Genomic DNA, 18,676 nt, shown 5'->3' with positions numbered 1-18,676 from the left:
GCCGCTCACCTCGAGCGACCCCGCCCGTTCGGCGGCCTGCGCCCCGGACGGCTTCACCACCGGTGACCTGGCCGCCTGCGGTGGGACCGCCAGCGCCTCCATGGCTGTGAATCGCACATGGTTCCCGACGTGAAGACGTGACCGCTCTACGGCGTTACGCGCATTTCGAAGTCCGGGACGTACAAGGCGGGATTCAACACTTCGCCGGCGGGAACACCCGCCTTGTATGCCTGGGCGAGGATCTGATCCATGCGTCCCGCGACATGCCCCATGTCCGGTGCAGGGTCGTCGACGAGGGTGAACCCCGCGGCGTGACGGTCATCGGTCCACACATCTCCGACCAGTCGCCCGCGCTGGTCGTACACCTTGGCTCGCCGTACAGGACCGGTGGCCTTGAAATCGTAGGAGTCGTTCTCCGAAGCGAAAATGGCGGTGGCGTCGTGGAATCGGGGGTTCGGCGTCTCAGTCATCGAATCGTCCTTTCCAACCCAGGTCGGCATCCATGGACGGCGGGGCATTCCAGTCTGGCGGCTTGGTCCAGCCCTCCGGTACGACGTCGGCCTCCATGTACCACTTGCCGTCCTTGCGGTACACGCCACGCACGATGTACGTCGTGCCGCGACGCAGGAGAATCTCGCGTTCGGTGATGAGCCCGGTGATGGGGTACATGTTGAGCGCTTCGTACCCCTTGGGGACCCGCAACATCACCCGAACATCTCCATCGAAGCCGCCTCGCCGGCCCACGCTCGTGCTCAAGTATCCCGGCTCGGTGATGACGCGTCCTCGCAGTCGCTGCATCTCGTCGACCGACTTGATGTCGACCCCCAGCGAGTCCAGAAGCTTCTTCCCTACGCCTCGGTGCAGCACCACGTCGGCTGGCAGGTGGGATTTGGCGATCGCCTGGTCCATGGCGGTGATGTAGTCGGACACTTCGGGAGACCAGGAGACGCCGGGATCAGCGGCCTTCTTCCGCAGGGCGGAGTTGATCTCCGCGTAGCCGGATCTGCCGTAGTACTGCAGTGCGCGCAGTTCCTCTTCGATCAGCTCTGGCAGCGGCATGTGGTCTTGGGCCCATGCGCGTCCGTCGGCGTTGGTGCGGTGCCGTAGAGGTTCCTTCGGCAGGTCCGTACTCGGTGCCGTCGGCTTGCTCGCTGAAGAGTCTCCACCGGGGCGGGGTTCTGGAGTGCTTCCGTGCGGCTGGCCGTCCGCCCGGAGTGGGGGAGGGGTTTCGCCGATGCGGCCGAGTTCGCCGGGTGTAGAGGAGGAGGACGGCTTGCGGCGGAAGGTGTTCCTGGCGGCTCTGCCGAGGGCTCCCACCGCACGGGTGCCGGCCGAGGCGGTGCTGGTGGCGCCCGCGGAGGTGACGGCGGCAAGGATGTCCGGGATGAGGCGGCCGAAGGCTCGCTCGGGGTTGGAGGCCCAGGTGTCCCAATCCAGTACGGCCTTGCCGAACTCGGCCGGGTTCTGGACGGCGGAGATCAGGGACTGCGTCAGGTCGTTGACGCTGCGCTGCCAGCCCATGAAGTCGACGGCGGCGCGGGTGGGGGAGTAGTCGACCACCAGCTGGCCCAGCCCGGCGACGCTCTCCACGGCGCCTTTGGCCTGCTCGGCCAGCGGGTTGTTGGAGACCAGGTTCGGGTCGAAGACGTCCTGGAGTTGCTGGCCGAGGCGATCCCATATGGTGCCTGCCGTGGGCAGGGGCGCTCCGGGCGCGAGCAGGGAGTCGTCGACGGAGATCGGTGGCTTGCCCGCGCCGAACAGTTCCGGCCTGGCCAGTTCCATGCGCTCCAGGAGCACCAGCCGCCTGTTGATCTCCGGCCCCTGACCGCCGGCCCAGGCAGCCGTCTGGCGGATGGTGTCGGCCGAGGCAGTCGGCAGCCAGGCGCCACGCAGGATGCTCCACAATTCCGCGCCGATGGATTCCAGCGCGACTTCGGCCTGGTGCAGTTCGGCCTTCAACGCGCGGACGCCGTCAGGAACCATCCCCTCCAACTGGCCCATGGGCTAACCGGGCCGGTCGGCCGGCGTTCGGGCCAGCAGGGCCCGCAGTTCGTCCACCACATCCGCGCATCCCCTGCTGAGGGCCTGGCGCTGGGCGGCCAGCTCGTCGGCGAAACGCTGTGAGGCGGGGCCGGTCCAGATGTTCTGGCCCATGAGCGCGGCTACCCGGTCGAGGGCAGGTCTGGCTTGATCGGCGAGTTGCTCCGCCCGGCGCAGGGCCTGTTCCACTTGCTCCCGGGTCATAGGAACTCCCTCGGCGCGTCGGCTTGGCTTGGGGGTTTGAAGACGGGAGCCATTGGACTGTGCACCATCGGCGGCAGCAACCGAATCGCTTGGATTGGTCTGAAGCGTCAGATGGGACGACGTCGGCACGAGCCGCCAATCGTCGTCGAAGGCCTGCCAGGTATCCACACGTAGGGCGATGTCGTCAGGCCAAGGCGTTGTTCCGGTGGTCCCGCCCGAGCCCTTGGTCAGGATGTGCGCGTCTCGGTCAACAAAGTGCGGGCGAGGCGCGCGGCCTCCTCCGGCGTCAGTTTCGTGCCCCGCAGGAACGTATCCGCGTGCACGGCCTGCCCCAGGACGGCGCTCGTCACCGCCATGATCCGATCGACGTCCCCCCGTTCGGCGGCCGGGAGCGGGGCGCCCACGCTGCGCCGTGCCGCGTCCGCCGCGCCGAGCAGCAGCACCGCGCCCTCAGCCCGGCTCCTGTCGCCGGACAGTGCCGCCGCGCCCGCCAGCCCCTCGAACGACAGGGCCGCCGCCCGCGGCTCCCCGATCGAACGGGCGACCTCCAGCCCGCGCAGCTGACAGTCGGCGGCCCGCGCCGCGTCGCCGCGCAGCTCGGCGGTGAAGCCCAGCTCGACGAGCAGCAGGTGCTCGCCGGCCGGTGAGGACATGAGCTCGTCGCGAAGCCGGGCCAGGTACGCCTCCGCCGCGTCGAGGTCGCCCGAGCGGCGGGCGCCGAGGGCGAGCCCCATGATCGCGTGCACCTCGCCGTACACGTAGCCCTGCTCCCTGGCCAGCCGCAGGGCCTGTTCGTGCAGGTCGCGGGCGCGGTCCCAGTCGTGGGAGAGCAGCGCCAGGCGGCCGAGCCCGGAGCGGCGGGCGGCGACCTCCGCCGCCAGGCCGAGCTCCTCGGCGATGCCCAGCCCCTCGGTCTGGCGGCGGGTGGCCTCGGCGTAGTCGCCCTTGATCTCGGCGAGCGTGGAGAGGGGCGACGCGGTCTGCAGCTCGCCCCAGCGATCCCCGAGCTGGTGGAAGAGGGCGGCGCTGCGCAGGCCGTCCTGGACGACGGCGTCGAGGTCGCCGCGTGCCAGCGCGGTGATGGCCCGCAGTCCGAGTACGGCCGCGGTGCCCCATTCGTCGGTGGACAGGAGGTTCAGCGCCTGGGCGTTGACCTGTTCGGCGGTGTCCGGGAGGCCGGCGTGGAAGAGGCCGTACGCGTACAGCCACAACGCCCGGCCCCGGCGTACCGGATCTGCTATTTCCTCGTGCGGGGGCAGCTCGGGGTGGGAGCGGTCGCCGGTGAGGAGCGTGAACGCGCTCTCCAGCACGCGTAGTTCGGCGGCGTGAGGGGCGACGGTGAGCACCGATGACAGGGCGCGGCGGCCCTCGCTCAGCCGGCCGCGCAGCAGCCACCACCAGCAGAGGGCGGTGGCCAGCCGGACAACCGCGCCCGAGCTGGCAGCCCCGCCTGTAACCGCATCCCCCTCTTCGACGCTGACCTCGCCTGCGACGGCGGCCCCTCCTGCGGTGGCAATCTCACCTGTGGTGGAGGTCTCGCCTGCGACGGCAGTCCCGCCTGGGACGGCAGCCGCGCTTGCGACGGCAGCTCCACCCCCGACGGCGTCCGCGCTCGAAAGGACGGCCTCCTGGAGCGCCGACCGGAAGTTGGCGGCGTCGGCGTCGAGCCGGGCGAGCCACTCCTGCTGCCGCGACCCCCGGAGGTGCGGCTCGGCCTGTTCGGCGAGGCCCAGGTAATGGCGCAGGTGCCGCTCACGGACGCCGGCAAGCTCATCCGCCTCGTGCAGCCGCTCCATCGCGTACGCCGCCACCGACTCGAGCAGCCGATACCGAGCCCCCGCAGGACTGTCGGTCATGACCACCAGGGACCGGTCGACCAGGCGCGTCACCAGGTCGAGTACCTCCTCGCGCGGAACCCCGGCCCCCGCGCACACGGCCTCGGCAGCGTCCAGCGTGCAACCGCCGGCGGGCACGGCCAGGCGGCGCAGCACCACCCGTTCCGGCTCGCTGAGCAGCTCCCAGCTCCAGTCGATCATCGCCCGCAGGGTCTGTTGCCGCGCCGGCGCGCCCCGCTGCCCGGCCGTGAGCACCCGGAACCGGTTCTCGAGCCGCGCTGCCAGCTCCCGCACGCCCAAGCCCCGCACCCGGGTGGCCGCCAGTTCCAGCGCGAGGGGGATGCCGTCGAGGCGGCGGCAGATCTCGGTCACCGCCTCGCGGGTCTCGCCGTCGAGAGCGAAGCCCGGGGCGGACGCGTTCGCCCGTTCGGTGAACAGCTGGATCGCGTCGTCAGGCTGGAGCGGCTCGACCTGGTACAGAGTTTCGCCGGTCAGGCCGAGCGGCTCCCGGCTGGTGGCCAAGATGCGCGCCCCAGGCGCGGCGCGCAGCAGCAGGTCCGTGAGCTCTGCGGCCGGCTCGACGACCTGTTCGCAGTTGTCGAGCACGAGCAGGATCCGGCGCTCGCGCAGGGCGGCGGCGAGCCGGCCGACGGGTGCCTGCGACGCGCTAGGACCCGGCGGGTCGACCGGTGCGTGGCTGGGACCAGTCGGGGTCGGGGTGGGATGCGGTGGACCAGCTGGGACGTCGGCGCTCAGGCCCAGCGTGGCCGCGACCGCCTGCGCAAGGTCGGCCACGCCCCCGCGCCGGTCAGCGAGCTCGACCAGCCAAACCCCGTCCGAAAAGCGCGAATCCCGAGACGAGCCCTCCATTGGCGCCCGCGCCGCGATCCGGGCCGCGACCTCCACCGCGACCCGCGTCTTGCCCACCCCACCAGGCCCGACCAACGTGACGAGACGGGCACCACCGAGCAGCCCGTCGATCTCCTCCAGGTCATCCCGACGCCCGACCAGGGCGGTGAGCTGGGCGGGAAGATTCGCTAGGGGACGACCCGGACCGCCGCCGGCCAGGCCAGGCGACGTGCCTGAGCGCGGGTTCGCCGGACCGCCGCCAGCCAGGCCGGACGACGCGCCTCGACGCGAACCCTCCGGGACGCCGGGCGGCGGGCTGGGCATCGTGTCCACAGCAAGACCAGGCGCAGTGTCCGCCGAGAAGCCGAACGCGTCGTCCCGCTGCCGATCCGCAACGACACCAAAAGGCAGGCCAAGCGCCACATCCTGCCGAAGAATCGCCTGATGAAGCGCCACCAGCTCCGGCCCAGGATCAACCCCGAACTCCTCCGCCAGCCGACGCCGCAACTCCTCGTACGACTCCAGCGCCTCACTCTGCCGCCCAGCCAGGTACAACGCCCGAACCTGCACACCCCGCAGCCGCTCACGCAACGGATACCGTGCCACCAGCCCAGCAAGCTCCCCCACGAGCAACAGATGATCACCCGCGACCAGCCGGATCTCAGCCTGCTCCTCCACGACGGCAAGGCGCTGCTCGTTCAGCCGATGCACCGCCGCCCGGACGAACTCCTCGTCACCGAAGTCGCCGTACGCAGGTCCGCGCCACAGCCCAAGCGCCTCGTTGAGCAGCGCGACCCGTGTCGCCGGATCGCTGGAGCCCGCCTGCGCCGCCAACACCTGGAACCGATCAGCGTCCACCTCATCGGCCGGCCCGAGCCGCAACAGGTAGCCAGGCGCCTGGTAGGCGACGCGCTCACGACCCACAGCCCGGCGTAGCTGGGAGACCTTGGCCTGAAGGGCGTTGGCGGGATTGCCCGGCGGCTGCGTACCCCACAGGTCGTCGATGAGCCGATCGGCGGAGACAGGCCGTCCCTCATGCACGAGCAGGTCGGCGAGCAGCGCCCGGACCTTGACCTCGACCACCTTGACCGGCCGGCCCTCGTTGTCCCGCACCATCAGCGGACCAAGCACCCCGAACCACACAGTGGTCACCGTACACAGCACCGGCCGGCGGACCATCAGCGGATCATCAGCCGGTCCGAAGCGCTCAAGAGCACAGTCGTCACTGCCCCGCGAACATGAGAGATCGGACGACGACCATGTCAAGCACAGCGTTGACCTCCCGCCTGTTCGAGCCCGCCAGGCTCGGCGCCCTGCACCTGCCGAACCGCCTGGTGATGGCGCCGCTGACGCGTAACCGGGCGTCGGCGGACGGCGTCCCCGAGCCGATCATGGCGACGTACTACGCCCAGCGCGCGTCCGCCGGCCTGATCATCGCCGAGGCCACCACGCCGAACGCGGTCGGCCAGACCTATCCCGACATTCCCGCTCTCTATAACGACGCGCACGTGACCGGCTGGCGGCGCGTCACCGGCGCGGTGCGCGCGGCGGGCGGCACGATGTTCCTGCAGTTGCAGCACGGCGGACGAATCGGCCACCCCGACACCACCGGCCTGACGCCGCTCGCCCCCTCACCGGTGGCGTTCCCCGACTCCATCCACACACCGAACGGTTCCAAGCCGGGGGTCGTGCCCAGGGAGATGACCGTGGCGGAGATCCGATCCACGGCAAAGGACTTCGCCGCCGCCGCGAGGAGGGCCATTGACGCCGGGTTCGAGGGGGTGGAGGTGCACGGCGCCAACGGCTACCTCATCCACCAGTTCCTGTCGGACGTCACCAACCGCCGGACCGACGCCTACGGCGGCTCGGTGTCCGGCCGCATCCGCTTCGCGGTCGAGGTGGTCGAGGCCGTCGCCGACGCGATCGGCCCGTCGCGGGTGGGCCTGCGCATCGCACCCGGCGTCACGGCCAACGCCATGCGGGAGACCGACATCGAGCACGTCTATCCCGCGCTCGTCGGCGCGCTGGCGGACAAGGGCCTGGCCTACCTGCACGTCGTGTTCGCCGACCCCGAGCAGCCCCTGTTCCGCCGCATCCGCGACGACTGGCCGGCGGCGCTGATCGCCAACCCGTCGCTCCCCTGGCCGACCCCGCTGCCCGCCGACGGCGGACGGCACGCGGCCGAGCGGCTCCTGTCGGCGGGCGCCGACCTGATCTCACTGGGCCGCGCCTTCCTGGCCAACCCCGATCTGGTCGAACGGCTCCGCCGCAGCGCGCCGCTCAACCCGGTGCGCGTGGAGCACTGGTACGGAGGCGGCGCGCTCGGCTACACCGACTACCCGGTGCTCGCTCCGGCGCGCGTACCACTGGCGCATTAGTGCAAGCGACCTGGCTGTAGGACCAGGAATGTCGGTGGGTTGCGGCAGGATCTCCACCATGGCCAACGAAGTGGACCTGTTCGCCGGGCTGGGCGACATCCGGTGGAGCCGCATGCGTCACGCCTACGGCCCCGCCACGGAGGTCCCTGACCTGCTTCGCGGCCTGGCCGACCCCGACCCCGCCGTACGTGAGACGGCCCTCGACGCCATGTACGGCGCCGTGCACCACCAGGGCGACGTCTACCCGTGCACCCTGGCCGCGATCCCCTTCCTCCTCCGCATCGCCGCGGCCCCCGAGCTGCCGGGCCGGGCGGAGGTGGTGGAGTTGCTGGCGAGCATCGCCTCGGCCGAGGATCCGACCGAGCTGAGCGGGCCGTACAAGAAGGCCAACGAAGCGGTGACCGCCGCGTTCCCCCTGTGGGAGCGCCTGCTCGGCGACCCCGACCCGAAGGTGCGCGAGGCCGCGGCCGGGCTGCTGGCCGCCTGCGTGGACGGGGCGCGGGCCGCGGTGAAGAGCCTGACCGGCCGCATGGAGAGCGAGGGCGATCCGACCGTACGGGCGGCCATCGTGCGGACGGTGGCCGCGCTGGGCCACCACCAGGACGTACGCGATTGGCTGGGGAAGGTCTTGGCCGCGGAGGCGGAACCGCAGGTCAGGCTGGTGGCACTGGCAGAGCTGGGCGGCGGCGGCCCGGGGGTCGGGGTCGGCGAGGCGCTCGACCTGCTCACCGCCCTCTACGAGACCGGCACGCCCGCGGACTTCGAGACCCCGACCCTGGTCGGCGCGCTGCGGCGCGCACGTGAGGAACGCGACGCGGGCGAACTCGTGCATGCGGTGTCCAAAGGCTTGGGCGACCGCGTGGACGATCGCGTACGCCTCCTCACGGCCCTGCTGCGCTCATCCAACCGGGAGTGCCAGGTGGACGCCATGGGCCCCGCGCACGTCCTGTTCGCGAACTGGCGCGGCGACTACACCGAGCTCGTCACCGTCCTCGGCGAACGCGTTCTCGACGGCCGCCGAAGTGGGCGGCCGGACGCCGTGGTGAGGTCGAGAGCGATCAACGTACTGGAGGATCTGGGCGAGCTGGCGGCGCCCGCCGCGGACGCCCTGGTGGAGGCCCTGTCCGCCACGAAGAGGCGCGTCGCGGAGGACGCGGAGCTGCCGTGGGTGATCGAATGGCCTGGCGACCAGCCGACCGTGAGTCCGGCGTTGAGAGCGCTGAGCGGCACGGGCGACGACCGCGCACTGCCGATGCTGGCCTGGGCGCTGGAGCGCGAGCACCTGCCCAGGGACGCGGCCCAGCTCGCGGGCGGCTTCGGACCCCGGGCCGCGCCCTTACTGCCCCTGCTGCGCCGCCGCCTGCGCGACCTGCCCGCCGACCACCGCCTTGAGAGCATCTCCTGGACGCTGTCCAGAATCGGACCGGCAGCCGCCGAAGCCCTGCCCGACCTGCTCGGCCAGCCGGTCACCGAGGGCTGGCTGGCGGCGATCGCGGCGATCGGGCCCGCCGCCTCCGCGTGCGCGCCGATCCTGCGGGAGACCGCGGCCTCGCCGGAGCGAGGCCTGTCCATCCGGGCGGCGAAGGCGTTATGGCTGGTCACAGGGGACGTAAACGCGGCCATCACCGTCGTGGACCGTCACCTCAGCGAAGGCGACAAGTACGCCATCGGCGCAGCGATGGACCTCCTCGGCGAGATGGCCCCCGCGATGACGGAGCACGACCGGGCCGCGAAGGCCAGGATCACCCTGCTGCGCCGCCTGGCCAAGCGCAAGGACGAACACGGCTGGGTCCCGCTGGCCGCCGCCCGCGCCCTGTACCGGCTGACCGGCGACCCCGAGGTGGCGCTGCCGGTGGTGGCGCGCGTGTGGCAGCTCAACGAGCACACCCGGACGAAGGCGGCCGAGCTCTGCGCCGAGCTCGGACGGGCCGCGGCGCAGGCCCGTCCGCTCCTGGAGGCCGAGCTGGGACGGGTGCGCAGGCACAACGCGTCCGACAGCGGCTACGGCAGCGCGCAGATCACCGACGACGAGAGCCTGCTCCGCCGCTGCCGGGAAGCCCTCGCCGCCATGAGCTGACAGTGAGTGACCAGCGTCCCGGCAGGCTGTTCAGTACGGAGTGGGGATGTACTTCAGCGGCACCTTGGGTTCCACATACCCGTCGGCCCGCTGCCGCCTGGGCAGCGCGAACTCCCTGTGGCCGAGTGGCTTGTAGGGAATCTGACTCAGCAGGTGGCTGATGATGTTCAGCCGCCCCCGCTGCTTGTCGTCGGTGACGGCGATGTACCAGGGCGCCCAGGCGGTGTCGGTGGCGGCGAACATGGCGTCGCGGGCCCGCGAGTAGTCGTACCAGCGGCTGTAGGACTTCAGATCCATGTCCGACAGCTTCCAGACCTTGCGCGGGTCATGGATGCGGCTCTTCAGCCGCCGCGTCTGCTCGGTGGGGCTGACCTCCAGCCAGTACTTGAGCAGCAGGATCCCCGAGTCGACCATGGCCTTCTCGAACGACGGCACCAGCTTGAGGAACTGCTCGGTCTCCTCCGGCTTGCAGAAGCCCATCACGCGCTCGACCCCGGCGCGGTTGTACCAGCTGCGATCGAAGATCACGACCTCACCGGCGGCCGGGAAGTGCGGAACGTACCGCTGCATGTACATCTGCGACTTCTCGCGCTCGGTCGGCGCGGGCAGGGCGACGACCCGGAACACGCGGGGGCTGACCCGCTCGGTGATGCGTTTGATCGTGCCTCCCTTGCCGGCGGTGTCCCGCCCCTCGAACACGATGCAGACCTTCGTCCCCGTGCTCTTGACCCACTCCTGCATGGCGACCAGCTCGCCGTGCAGCCGCCGCATCTCCGCCTCGTAGTCCTTGCGCTTGAGCTTCTGAGCCGGGTCGGCGGCAGTCTCCGGCGCCTGGTGCTTCTTGTTCTTCTTGGCCATGTCGCTCACCTCTCGGCACTCACGGTCCACAGACGCCGCGCCGCGGTCCCGGGCACCGCTTCGACCGCTCGCGGGGCAGACCGCGCCAGCATCGAGCCGCCGGCAGGGGCCTGTCATCCCCCGCAGCGGGGGATTCGACGGCCCGCACGGCGATCTCATCGCCCGGGCCACGGAAGCTCCCGAAGGATGGGAGGCTGGACTGGTGCGTACCTGTTTCGATCCCGAAGAGGCCGAGGAGTTCGAGGCCGCCAAGGACCTGCTGATCCGGCGATGTGTCACCTGGGCGCAGGAGCACGGGCACCCGGTCGACGACCTGCTGCTGTCCGCCGCCGTGGACGCGCGGCACGAGAGCCGCGACGGCCGGCTGGCGTACTGGGACGGCGCGAGCATCAGGTTCTTCCTGCTGCGGTACGTGCCGTACAAGGTGACGGCCCCACGGGAGGAGCTCGACCTCGCCCCGGCCACACTGCGCACGTACCTGCGCTTCCTCGACGTCACGGGCCTGCGCGACCCGCGCGGCGCCACGCCCGCGGAGGCGGAGGAGATCATCGACGGCACGCGGGCGGAGTACTCGGCCGCGCTCGACGATCCCACGCTGCGAGGGGTGGCGACGTTCTGGGCGCACACGGCGCTCGACCAGGGCGTGGACCTCACCGTTCCGGGCGCGTTCGAGCGGTTCAAGCGCGACCTGGACGCCGGACGCGTTCCGTACGACGAGCAGGTGCTCGACCAGATCATGCAGAACCGCTTCCTGTACGGCGGCATCGAGGAGGAACGCGCCTTCCCCCAGCCGCCCATCTCCCTGCCGCCCGCGTCCGAGCTGACGGAGGCCGCCGCACGCAGCAAGACCGTCCAGCGTCTCATCACCCTGGCCGACTGGGCGGGCAAGGACGGCCGCGCCCTCACCGCCGCGGGCAACCTCCGCGTCGCCGACGCCCTCGAGGTGTCGGCCCTGCTGGGCACCGGCGAGGACGGGCTGCGCGTCCGCAGCGCCACCGATCTGCCGCAGCTCAACCTCCTGCTCGCCTGGGCGAAGAAGCTGCGCCTGACCCGCACCAGCAAGGGCCGGCTCTTCCGCGTGGCCAAGGCCGCACCGCTGCTGCGCGACCCGGAGGCGCTGTGGCGGCGCGCGTTCGAGGTGCTGCCGGAGCTGGGCCGGGTGGTCACCGTGCCCGTCACGACGTGGCGTCCCGAGCCCATCCTGGCCGAGATCTTCCGCGAGATCCTGCCGGACGTGCTCAACTCCATGTACGGGCTGGACGACATGCCGGTGGTCCGCCTCGAAGAGACGGTGTGGCTGGCCTGCGAGGAGTACTTCGTTCTCGACCAGGAGAACGAGCGCCTGCGTGATCTCTGGCGCCGCGAGGTCGCCCAGGACCTGGGGCGCATGTTCGAGGTGCTGTCCGACCTCGGAGCCGTGGAGCTCACCCGCGGCCCCGCCGACCCCCTCTACGCGAGCGACCTCGACGAGGTCTTCTCGCCGGAGGCGACCGAACGCCTGCGCACCGCCCTCGCCGAGCCCGACCTCCCGCTGATCCGCCTCACCCCGCTCGGCCTCCGCGCCGTCCGCGACAGCCTCCTCACCGACGGCCGCGACGCCCCTCTCCTCGGCGAACTCGCCACCGCCCCGCCGGCCGAACTGCTCGGCGTGCTCACCCAGCACTACCCGCCGCAGGACGCCACCACGGAACTCCAGGGGTGGCTGGCCCGGCCGGGCCAGAACCTCGAAACGTTGCTGCAGGCCGTGCGGGATTGCCCGTTCCGTACGCGGGTGGCGGCGATGCTGCGCGTCCTGGCCGAGGCCCTTCCCGGCAGGCGACTCCTGCACGACCTCCGTCACGACCCGGTCCTGGGGCCCGCCGCGTGGACACTGCTCATCGATGACGGGGAGATGGATCCCGGGTCGTTGAGCGAGCGGGAGCACCTGCTGATGGGGGCGGAGAACTTCCTCTCCATGCTGGAGCTCGCGGGGCCTGAGGGGCTGGTCGAGCAGCTCAGGGGGATGGGCGGTGGGGACGCGTACGGGTTCGTGGAGGCGATCCTGGCGTCGGGGCATCCTGATGTCGTCGGGCTGCGGGAGCTACGCGAGCTGGTGGCCGAGCCGCTCCGCAGAACCGCCCGCCATCCCCTCCGCCTCGTCCCCACCCGGCGGCCGGGGGATCGAGGCCGGCGAAAGAAGCGCAAACGCTGATCTCTGGGGGCGGGCCGAGGTCCGGCTGTCCACCGATCGGTGGACAACAGGTTCAACCCATCGCCGCTGCCGAGACGGAGGCTCTGACGAGCACCATCGTGGGCATGAGGAATCTCCCCACAACGGCTGCTCGTTGGAGCGCGCGCCATCCCTGGCGGGCGATCATCAGTTGGATCGTCCTTGTCGTCCTGTGCCTCGGCGCCGGCCTCGCGCTCGGCTCCAACGAGGCGACCACACAGGACTTCCGGGTCGGTGAGGCCGGACGCGCCGAGACGGTCGCCGAGCAGGCAGGCATGCAGCGCGAACCCACCGACCACATTCTGATCACCGCCGTCCACGGTTCGCTGGCCACCTCCTCGGCGAGACAGGCCGCCACGGACCTGGCCGCCGCGATGCGCGGCCTCCCTGAGGTGAACCGGGTCGGCGCGCCCGTCGCCTCCAGGGACGGTACGGCGCTGCGGGTCCCGGTGGTCCTCCACGGGCCCGAGCTGGAGGGCAAGAAGAACGTCGTCCCGTTGCGGGCGCTGACCGAGAAGATCGCGGCGGGGTATCCCGGCCTGCGGATCGAGCAGACCGGGTCGCCCTCCATCAGCCAGGGGGTCAACGATCAGCGTGGCGAGGATCTCGCGCTCTCCGAGAAGATCACATTCCCGGTCACGGTGATCACCTTGCTGGGCGTCTTCGGGTCGATCGTGATGGCGGCAGTCCCGCTGATGCTGGCGCTCTCCTCGATCGCCGCGGCGCTCGGCCTGTCCATGGTCGTCTCCCACCTGGTGCCCGACGCCGGCGTGGGCACGAACATGATCCTGCTGATCGGCCTGGCCGTCGGCGTCGACTACACGCTGTTCTATCTCAAGCGGGAACGCGATGAGCGAGCCCGAGCCGGCGGGCGGTTGAGCAGCGAGGCGCTGGTGGAGCTGGCGGCGGCGACCGCGGGCAGGACCATCGTCGCCTCCGGCCTCGCCGTGATCGTCTCCACCGCCACCCTCTACCTGGCCTCGGACGTGATCTTCTCCTCCCTGGCCACCGGCACCATCCTGGTGGTGGCGGTCGCCATGGCCAGCTCGCTCACCGTGCTGCCCGCCCTGCTGGTGAAGCTGGGACGGCGAGCCGAGCGCCGCGCGCGGAAGAGGGCCGGACGCGTACGCACCGATCGCCAGGTACTCGGCCGCCTGCTCCGCCCCGCACAGCGGTATCCCGTCGTCACCCTGGTCGCATCGACGCTGCTGATGCTGGGGCTGGCCGCTCCGGTCCTCACGATCAAGCTGATCGACCCCGGCAGGGACACCTTCTCCAGGGACATCCCGGCCATGCAATCCTACGACCGGCTCACCGCCGCGTACCCGGAACTCCTGGTCAAGCACGAGGTGGTGGTGCGGTCCACCGCCGAGCGCGCCCCGCAGATCCGCCAGGCCCTCACCGAGCTCGCCGGGCGCGCCCAGTCCGACCCGCTGTTCGCCTCCACCGCCGCCTCGAACAGCACCAACTCCGACACCGAGAAGGCCACGGCCACCGGCCGGTCCGCCGGACCGATCATCCGCGTCTCGGCCGACGGCCGCACCGCCGTACTGGAGCTGGCCGTTCCTCACCCCGCCCAGGACGCGAGAGCCGTCGCCTCCCTGCAACGCCTGCGCGAGAGCTACATCCCCGCCACCATCGGCAAGATCTCCGGCGCGGAGACCGCGGTCAGCGGCGACGTGGCCCGTGGCCAGGACTACGTCCGGCATGAAAGCGGCAAGCTGCCCCTGGTCATCGGCAGCCTGCTGTTGCTGACCTTCCTGATGACGCTGCTGGTCTATCGTTCGGCGGTCATCGCGGGGCTCGGCGTCCTGCTCAACCTGCTGTCCGCGGGGGCGGCGCTGGGCGTGCTCGTCATCGTCTTCCAGGGCACCTGGGCGGAAGGCCTGCTCGACTTCGACTCGCTCGGCGCGATCGCCTCCCGGGTGCCGCTGTTCCTGTTCGTCATCCTCTTCGGGCTCTCGATGGACTACCAGTTCTTCGTCATCAGCAGGATCAAGGAGGCGATGGACCGTGGCGTGCCGGCGAGGCAGGCTGCGGTGGAGGGCATCGGGCGCTCCGCCCAGGTGGTGACCAGCGCGGCTGTCGTGATGGTCACCGTCTTCGCCGCCTTCGTCTTCCTGCACCTGACGGAGATGAAGCAGATGGGCTTCTGCCTGGCCCTGGCCGTCCTGCTGGACGCCTTCGTGATCAGGCTGCTGATCCTGCCCGCGGCGCTGCGGCTGCTCGGCGACCGGGCCTGGCCCAGGCGGCGCGGCCCGGGTGCCGCCGGCCTGACGTCCCGCCCCGGCGCGACGGCGCCTTCTCTGGAGATCGTACGCTGACCTCCATGCTCAATCGGCCACAGCGCGGAGACCCGTTCTGGATCTGGATGCTCCACTGGTGGGAGGTCTTCTCGTGGGCGATCATCGGCCTGCTGGCCCTGATCACCGTACTCAGCGACCTCCCGCCCTGGCCCAAGTACGGATCGCTGGCGCTGATGGCCGTGCTGGGCGCCTGCTGCGTCCTCGTCCGCACCCGCAAGGCGAACCCCGTGCGGCTCGGGTACGCCTATGTGGGCGTGCTCATCGCGGTCATCGGCGCACTCGCCTACCTGCGCCCGGGGTACGGGGTGCTGTACACGGTGATGCTCCCGCATTTCATGATTTATGTGGACGCGCTGATCCCGGCCATCGTCTCCAGCGGGCTGGGTGCCGTCGCCATCACCATCGGCGGGGCCCTGAGGCAGGGCTGGAGCGCCGGCTCCCTGACCACCAACACCATCTCCTCCGCGGCGGTGTGGGCGGTGGCCGTGCTGATCACCGTGGCCACACCCCGCGCCCTGGCACTGCGCGACGAACGGGCCCGGCTGCGCTCCCAGCTCGCCGACGCCCAGGAGGAGCTGGCGGAGGCACACCGGCGCAGAGGGATGGCGGAGGAACGCGAGCGCATGGCCAGGGAGATTCATGACACCCTCGCTCAGGGCTTCGCCTCCATCGTGGCCCTCACGGTGGCGGCGCGCACGAACGTCCACGACGACCCCGCACGAGCCGTGGACCAGCTCCGATCCATCGAGCAGACCGCCAGGGAGAACCTGACCGAGGCCCGCGCCCTGGTCGGGTCCGCGCCGCGCAGCGGCCTCGCCCCCGATCCGATCTCCCGCACCCTGCACCGGACCCTGCGGCGCTTCACCGAGGACACCGGCCTGACCATGGTGGCCGACCTGCCCGACGTGGACTGCGACCAGACCGGCCGGATCGCCCTGCTGCGCTGCGCCCAGGAAGCCCTGGCGAACGTCCGCAAGCACGCCCAGGCCACCACCGTCGGTGTCGTGCTGGCGCGGCGGCCGGAGGCCATCGAGCTGGAGATCACCGATGACGGCCGGGGCTTCGACGTCAGCGAGTCCATCGGGTTCGGCCTGGACGGCATGCGGCGACGGCTGGACGAACTCGGCGGCGAGCTCACCATCACCAGCGCGGCAGGCGCGGGAACCCGGATCCTGGCCGCGATACCTCTGAGGACGAACCCCTGATGAACAGCACCTCCGGACACGTCCAGGACCGGGTCCGCATCGTGGTCGCCGACGACCACACGGTGATGCGCGCCGGCGTCCTCGCCCTGCTCGCCGACGACCAGGGCATCGAGGTCGTCGGCGAGGCGGGGAACGGCAGGGAAGCGGTCGAGCTGGTCCTGCGCCTGGAACCGGACCTGGCCGTGCTCGACCTGCGGATGCCCGTCATGGACGGAGTGGCGGCGACCGTCGAGATCACCGCCGCACCGGTCAGGACCAGGGTCCTGATCCTGACCACCTACGACACCGACACCGAGATCGAACGCGCGGTGGAGGCCGGCGCCGTCGGCTATCTGCTCAAGGACGCCACCCGGGAGCAACTCGCCGACGGCATCCGCGCCGCCTCCCGCGGTGAGACGGTGCTGGCGCCGAGGGTCGCCGAACGCCTGGTCGCCCGGATGCGCAGGCCCGCACACGTTCCGCTGACCAGCCGCGAGGAGGACGTGCTGTCGGCGGTCGCCGACGGCCTGTCCAACGCCGAGATCGGCAGGCGGCTGGTGATCGCGGAAGCCACGGTCAAGACCCACCTGCTGCGGATCTTCGCCAAACTCGACGCCCGTGACCGCACCCACGCGGTGGTGGTCGCCATGGAACGCGGCCTGCTGCGTCGGGGCTGAACCCCCTACTGGGCCAGCGATTCGGCGACGAGTCGCCAGATCTCCGCGGCCAGGTCCATGCTGCCGTTCTGCTGTGCCTGCTCGGCGAGCGCGCGCAGCCCGGCGAGCGCGCTGTCCTTCTCGCCCTCCAGGAGCAGGACGCGGTTGCGGAGCACGTCGAGCCTGATCCGCTCCTGGTAGCTGAGCAGGTCGTCGAAGCCGGCCAGCCGGTCCAGGACGGTGCGGGCCTCGTCGAGGTCGCCGGCCTGGACGGCGATACGGGCGCGTACGGCCAGGAGTTGCTGCTCGATGGCGGGCGCCGCCGCGAACGGCAGCGCGGCCTGGACCTCCTGGACGCGCTGCCGGGCGGACTCCGTTCTGGGCGGAACGGCCAGGAGCGCGAGCCGGGCGGCGCTGAGGCGCAGCCGCATCCAGATGATCAGGTCGTCGCGGCCGTCGAAGCCGTCGATGGCCTGGTTCATCAGCTCCGCGCCGGTGTCGAGGTCGCCCTGGCGGACCCGGACGTTGGCCACGGTCCACACGGCCTGCGCCCACAGCGCGCCCGAGACCTCGCCCGCCACGGTGAGCAGCTCGTCGGCGTGCCGGGCGGCGTCGGGCAGCCGCCCGGCCTCGGCCAGCGCCGAGACCAGCGCGAGCAGGGTGGAGGCCTGTACGCGCGCGGGCAGCGCTTCCCGCCGGGCCAGCTCGTGGGCGCGTGTCGCGGCTTCGACGGCGCCGCCGACCTCACCTGTGCTGCGCAGGCAGCGCGACAGCGCCGCCAGCGCCCTGGACTGCAGCTCGGGCAGCCCGATCTGCTCGCTGAGCGTGACCAGCTCGTCGAGGTGCGCCCGCTGCTCGGGGTACTCCTGCCGCCACTGGCGCCATTCGGCGACCTGCCAGAGCGCCTGCCAGCGCAGCAGCGGATCCTCACCGCCCGAGACCTTCAGGGCTTGGCTGAGGGTCTGGCCGACTTCGTCCTGGCTGAGGCCGGTGGCCAGGGTCAGGCTCTGGGCCAGGGAGGTGGCGGTGGACTGGGTGAGCTCGGCGGGGCTGATGCCGAGCTGTGCGGCCAGGTGGGCGATGGCGCGTTCGGTGGGCTGGCGGGCGCCGGACTCCAGCCGCGACAGGTAGCCGGTTGACATGCCGTCGCCCGCGAGGGCGGCCAGGGTGAGGCCGCGTTCGGTTCTCAGTTGCCTGAGGCGGCGGCCGAAGACTGGTTGTTCGAGCATGTCCGGACCTTCGGGTCGAGGTGGCGTCACGCGAGCGCGTCAGGCCCGAGGGTAGCTCACTTGCCACACATGAGACAAGTTATTGCCAGCCTCAATGCGAGGCCTGCCGCCCGTTTGGCAATTGGTGTTGGCAAAGAGTTGCCAAACCTGTGGCAACAGCCGTAACGTTCCTGTCGTCGCCACCGGCCCCCGGCGCCGACAGGCCAGAACGACCTTCAAGGAGCACCGCCATGTCCCTCACCCTTTCCGAGCAGGACCAGCACACCCTGCGCACCGCCGCCTGGGGCGCCGTCGCGCTGATGTCCGCCGCCGGCGCCGCCGGTTCCGCCCACCGGGCCGGCACCCAGGCCGGCCTGGCCCTGACCTCCGCGACCGGCCTGACCGGGCACGTGCTCGCCAAGGCGCCCAGCGGCCTCAATCACAAGAGCGTGGCCGGCCTCGCAGACCAGGTGCTGCCCGCGCTGACCGCGTCGGTCAGCCTGCTGCGGCAGCAGAACCGGGCCGAGGCAGGCAACTTCCGCCGTACCGTCCTGGTCGCCGTCGAGGCCGCCACCCAGGGCAAGCCCAGCCCCACCATGACCGAGATGGCCCGCAAGATCACCGAAGCGCTCGACGCCGGGCAGGACCGGCCCGAGCTGCGCACGATCCTCCAGGAGCTGGTTGACGCCGGAATCGTCGGCGTGACGCTGCGCGTCAACGACCCGCACGGCGAGTGGACCGCCAGCGCCGGCCTCGCCGAGCTGGGCGGCACCGCCGAGCCGCCGCTGGACGGGCACGTCAGGATCGGCAGCAACACCAAGACCTTCACCGCCACCGTGGTCCTGGCCCTGGTCGCCGAGGGCAAGATCGCA

General features: G+C 71.3%; 13 protein-coding genes. 7 read left to right on the top strand and 6 right to left on the bottom strand.

Annotation, left to right across the window (positions count from 1 at the left end; all coding sequences use genetic code 11):
- Positions 1–146: 146 nt before the first annotated feature.
- The 4 genes from ABD331_RS56990 to ABD331_RS56975 all read right to left on the bottom strand — a co-directional run bounded on the left by ABD331_RS56990 (position 147) and on the right by ABD331_RS56975 (position 6,107).
- Positions 147–470 (bottom strand): hypothetical protein, encoded by a 324-nt coding sequence (locus ABD331_RS56990; protein WP_344495315.1) that lies wholly within the window; start codon positions 468–470, stop codon positions 147–149.
- Positions 463–2,001 carry an ADP-ribosyltransferase gene (locus ABD331_RS56985; protein WP_344495313.1) on the bottom strand — a complete coding sequence of 513 codons (1,539 nt, stop codon included), beginning with the start codon at positions 1,999–2,001 and terminating at the stop codon, positions 463–465. The genes ABD331_RS56990 and ABD331_RS56985 overlap by 8 nt, the downstream gene beginning before the upstream one ends.
- A gap of 3 nt (positions 2,002–2,004) precedes the next feature.
- Positions 2,005–2,244, bottom strand: a complete 240-nt coding sequence (locus tag ABD331_RS56980; RefSeq protein WP_344495311.1) for a hypothetical protein — start codon at positions 2,242–2,244, stop codon at positions 2,005–2,007.
- Between the two features lie 227 nt (positions 2,245–2,471).
- On the bottom strand, positions 2,472–6,107 hold the full coding sequence (locus ABD331_RS56975) for an AfsR/SARP family transcriptional regulator (RefSeq protein WP_344495309.1): 3,636 nt from the start codon (positions 6,105–6,107) through the stop codon (positions 2,472–2,474).
- 80 nt (positions 6,108–6,187) lie between these two features.
- Here ABD331_RS56975 and ABD331_RS56970 point away from each other — a divergent pair, with 80 nt between their 5' ends.
- Together ABD331_RS56970 and ABD331_RS56965 are read left to right on the top strand one after the other, a co-directional pair.
- Positions 6,188–7,306, top strand: coding sequence for an alkene reductase (locus ABD331_RS56970; RefSeq protein WP_344495307.1), 1,119 nt, complete (start codon positions 6,188–6,190; stop codon positions 7,304–7,306).
- Between the two features lie 58 nt (positions 7,307–7,364).
- Complete coding sequence (locus tag ABD331_RS56965) at positions 7,365–9,383, top strand: HEAT repeat domain-containing protein (RefSeq protein ID WP_344495305.1); 2,019 nt, start codon at positions 7,365–7,367, stop codon at positions 9,381–9,383.
- A gap of 30 nt (positions 9,384–9,413) precedes the next feature.
- Here the strand turns inward: ABD331_RS56965 and ppk2 are convergent, their stop codons facing one another.
- The gene (gene ppk2, locus ABD331_RS56960) at positions 9,414–10,241 is read right to left on the bottom strand and encodes a polyphosphate kinase 2 (RefSeq protein ID WP_344495303.1); all 828 of its coding nucleotides are present in this window, start codon (positions 10,239–10,241) and stop codon (positions 9,414–9,416) included.
- Positions 10,242–10,443: 202 nt separating this feature from the next.
- Here ppk2 and ABD331_RS56955 point away from each other — a divergent pair, with 202 nt between their 5' ends.
- From ABD331_RS56955 to ABD331_RS56940, 4 genes are all read left to right on the top strand, one after another.
- Complete coding sequence (locus tag ABD331_RS56955) at positions 10,444–12,432, top strand: hypothetical protein (RefSeq protein WP_344495301.1); 1,989 nt, start codon at positions 10,444–10,446, stop codon at positions 12,430–12,432.
- A 104-nt stretch (positions 12,433–12,536) separates the two neighbouring features.
- Positions 12,537–14,774: an MMPL family transporter gene (locus ABD331_RS56950; protein ID WP_344495299.1), complete on the top strand. Its 2,238-nt coding sequence runs from the start codon at positions 12,537–12,539 to the stop codon at positions 14,772–14,774.
- A 5-nt stretch (positions 14,775–14,779) separates the two neighbouring features.
- Positions 14,780–15,961, top strand: a complete 1,182-nt coding sequence (locus ABD331_RS56945; protein WP_344495297.1) for a sensor histidine kinase — start codon at positions 14,780–14,782, stop codon at positions 15,959–15,961.
- A complete protein-coding gene (locus ABD331_RS56940; RefSeq protein WP_344495295.1) occupies positions 15,961–16,617 on the top strand; it encodes a response regulator in 657 nt (218 codons plus the stop codon). Before ABD331_RS56945 ends, ABD331_RS56940 begins: the two co-directional genes overlap by 1 nt.
- Before the next feature lie 5 nt (positions 16,618–16,622).
- Here ABD331_RS56940 and ABD331_RS56935 read toward each other — a convergent pair whose 3' ends face one another.
- Positions 16,623–17,825, bottom strand: coding sequence for a helix-turn-helix domain-containing protein (locus ABD331_RS56935; RefSeq protein WP_344495293.1), 1,203 nt, complete (start codon positions 17,823–17,825; stop codon positions 16,623–16,625).
- Positions 17,826–18,055: 230 nt separating this feature from the next.
- On the opposite strand from ABD331_RS56935, the gene ABD331_RS56930 reads away from it, so the two are divergent.
- A partial coding sequence (locus tag ABD331_RS56930) for a serine hydrolase (protein WP_344495291.1) occupies positions 18,056–18,676 on the top strand: 621 nt, incomplete at its 3' end.

This window comes from Nonomuraea monospora (genome assembly GCF_039531895.1).
Lineage (GTDB): Bacteria > Actinomycetota > Actinomycetes > Streptosporangiales > Streptosporangiaceae > Nonomuraea > Nonomuraea monospora.
This window is presented reverse-complemented; position numbering and strand designations above follow the sequence as displayed.

What these genes read in the sequence shown, in the direction of transcription:
- ABD331_RS56990 (WP_344495315.1), bottom strand. Translation starts at nt 470, where the DNA reads ATGACTGAGACGCCGAACCCCCGATTCCACGACGCCACCGCCATTTTC.
- ABD331_RS56985 (WP_344495313.1), bottom strand. Translation starts at nt 2,001, where the DNA reads ATGGGCCAGTTGGAGGGGATGGTTCCTGACGGCGTCCGCGCGTTGAAG.
- ABD331_RS56980 (WP_344495311.1), bottom strand. Translation starts at nt 2,244, where the DNA reads ATGACCCGGGAGCAAGTGGAACAGGCCCTGCGCCGGGCGGAGCAACTC.
- ABD331_RS56975 (WP_344495309.1), bottom strand. Translation starts at nt 6,107, where the DNA reads ATGGTCCGCCGGCCGGTGCTGTGTACGGTGACCACTGTGTGGTTCGGG.
- ABD331_RS56970 (WP_344495307.1), top strand. Translation starts at nt 6,188, where the DNA reads ATGTCAAGCACAGCGTTGACCTCCCGCCTGTTCGAGCCCGCCAGGCTC.
- ABD331_RS56965 (WP_344495305.1), top strand. Translation starts at nt 7,365, where the DNA reads ATGGCCAACGAAGTGGACCTGTTCGCCGGGCTGGGCGACATCCGGTGG.
- ppk2 (WP_344495303.1), bottom strand. Translation starts at nt 10,241, where the DNA reads ATGGCCAAGAAGAACAAGAAGCACCAGGCGCCGGAGACTGCCGCCGAC.
- ABD331_RS56950 (WP_344495299.1), top strand. Translation starts at nt 12,537, where the DNA reads ATGAGGAATCTCCCCACAACGGCTGCTCGTTGGAGCGCGCGCCATCCC.
- ABD331_RS56945 (WP_344495297.1), top strand. Translation starts at nt 14,780, where the DNA reads ATGCTCAATCGGCCACAGCGCGGAGACCCGTTCTGGATCTGGATGCTC.
- ABD331_RS56940 (WP_344495295.1), top strand. Translation starts at nt 15,961, where the DNA reads ATGAACAGCACCTCCGGACACGTCCAGGACCGGGTCCGCATCGTGGTC.
- ABD331_RS56935 (WP_344495293.1), bottom strand. Translation starts at nt 17,825, where the DNA reads ATGCTCGAACAACCAGTCTTCGGCCGCCGCCTCAGGCAACTGAGAACC.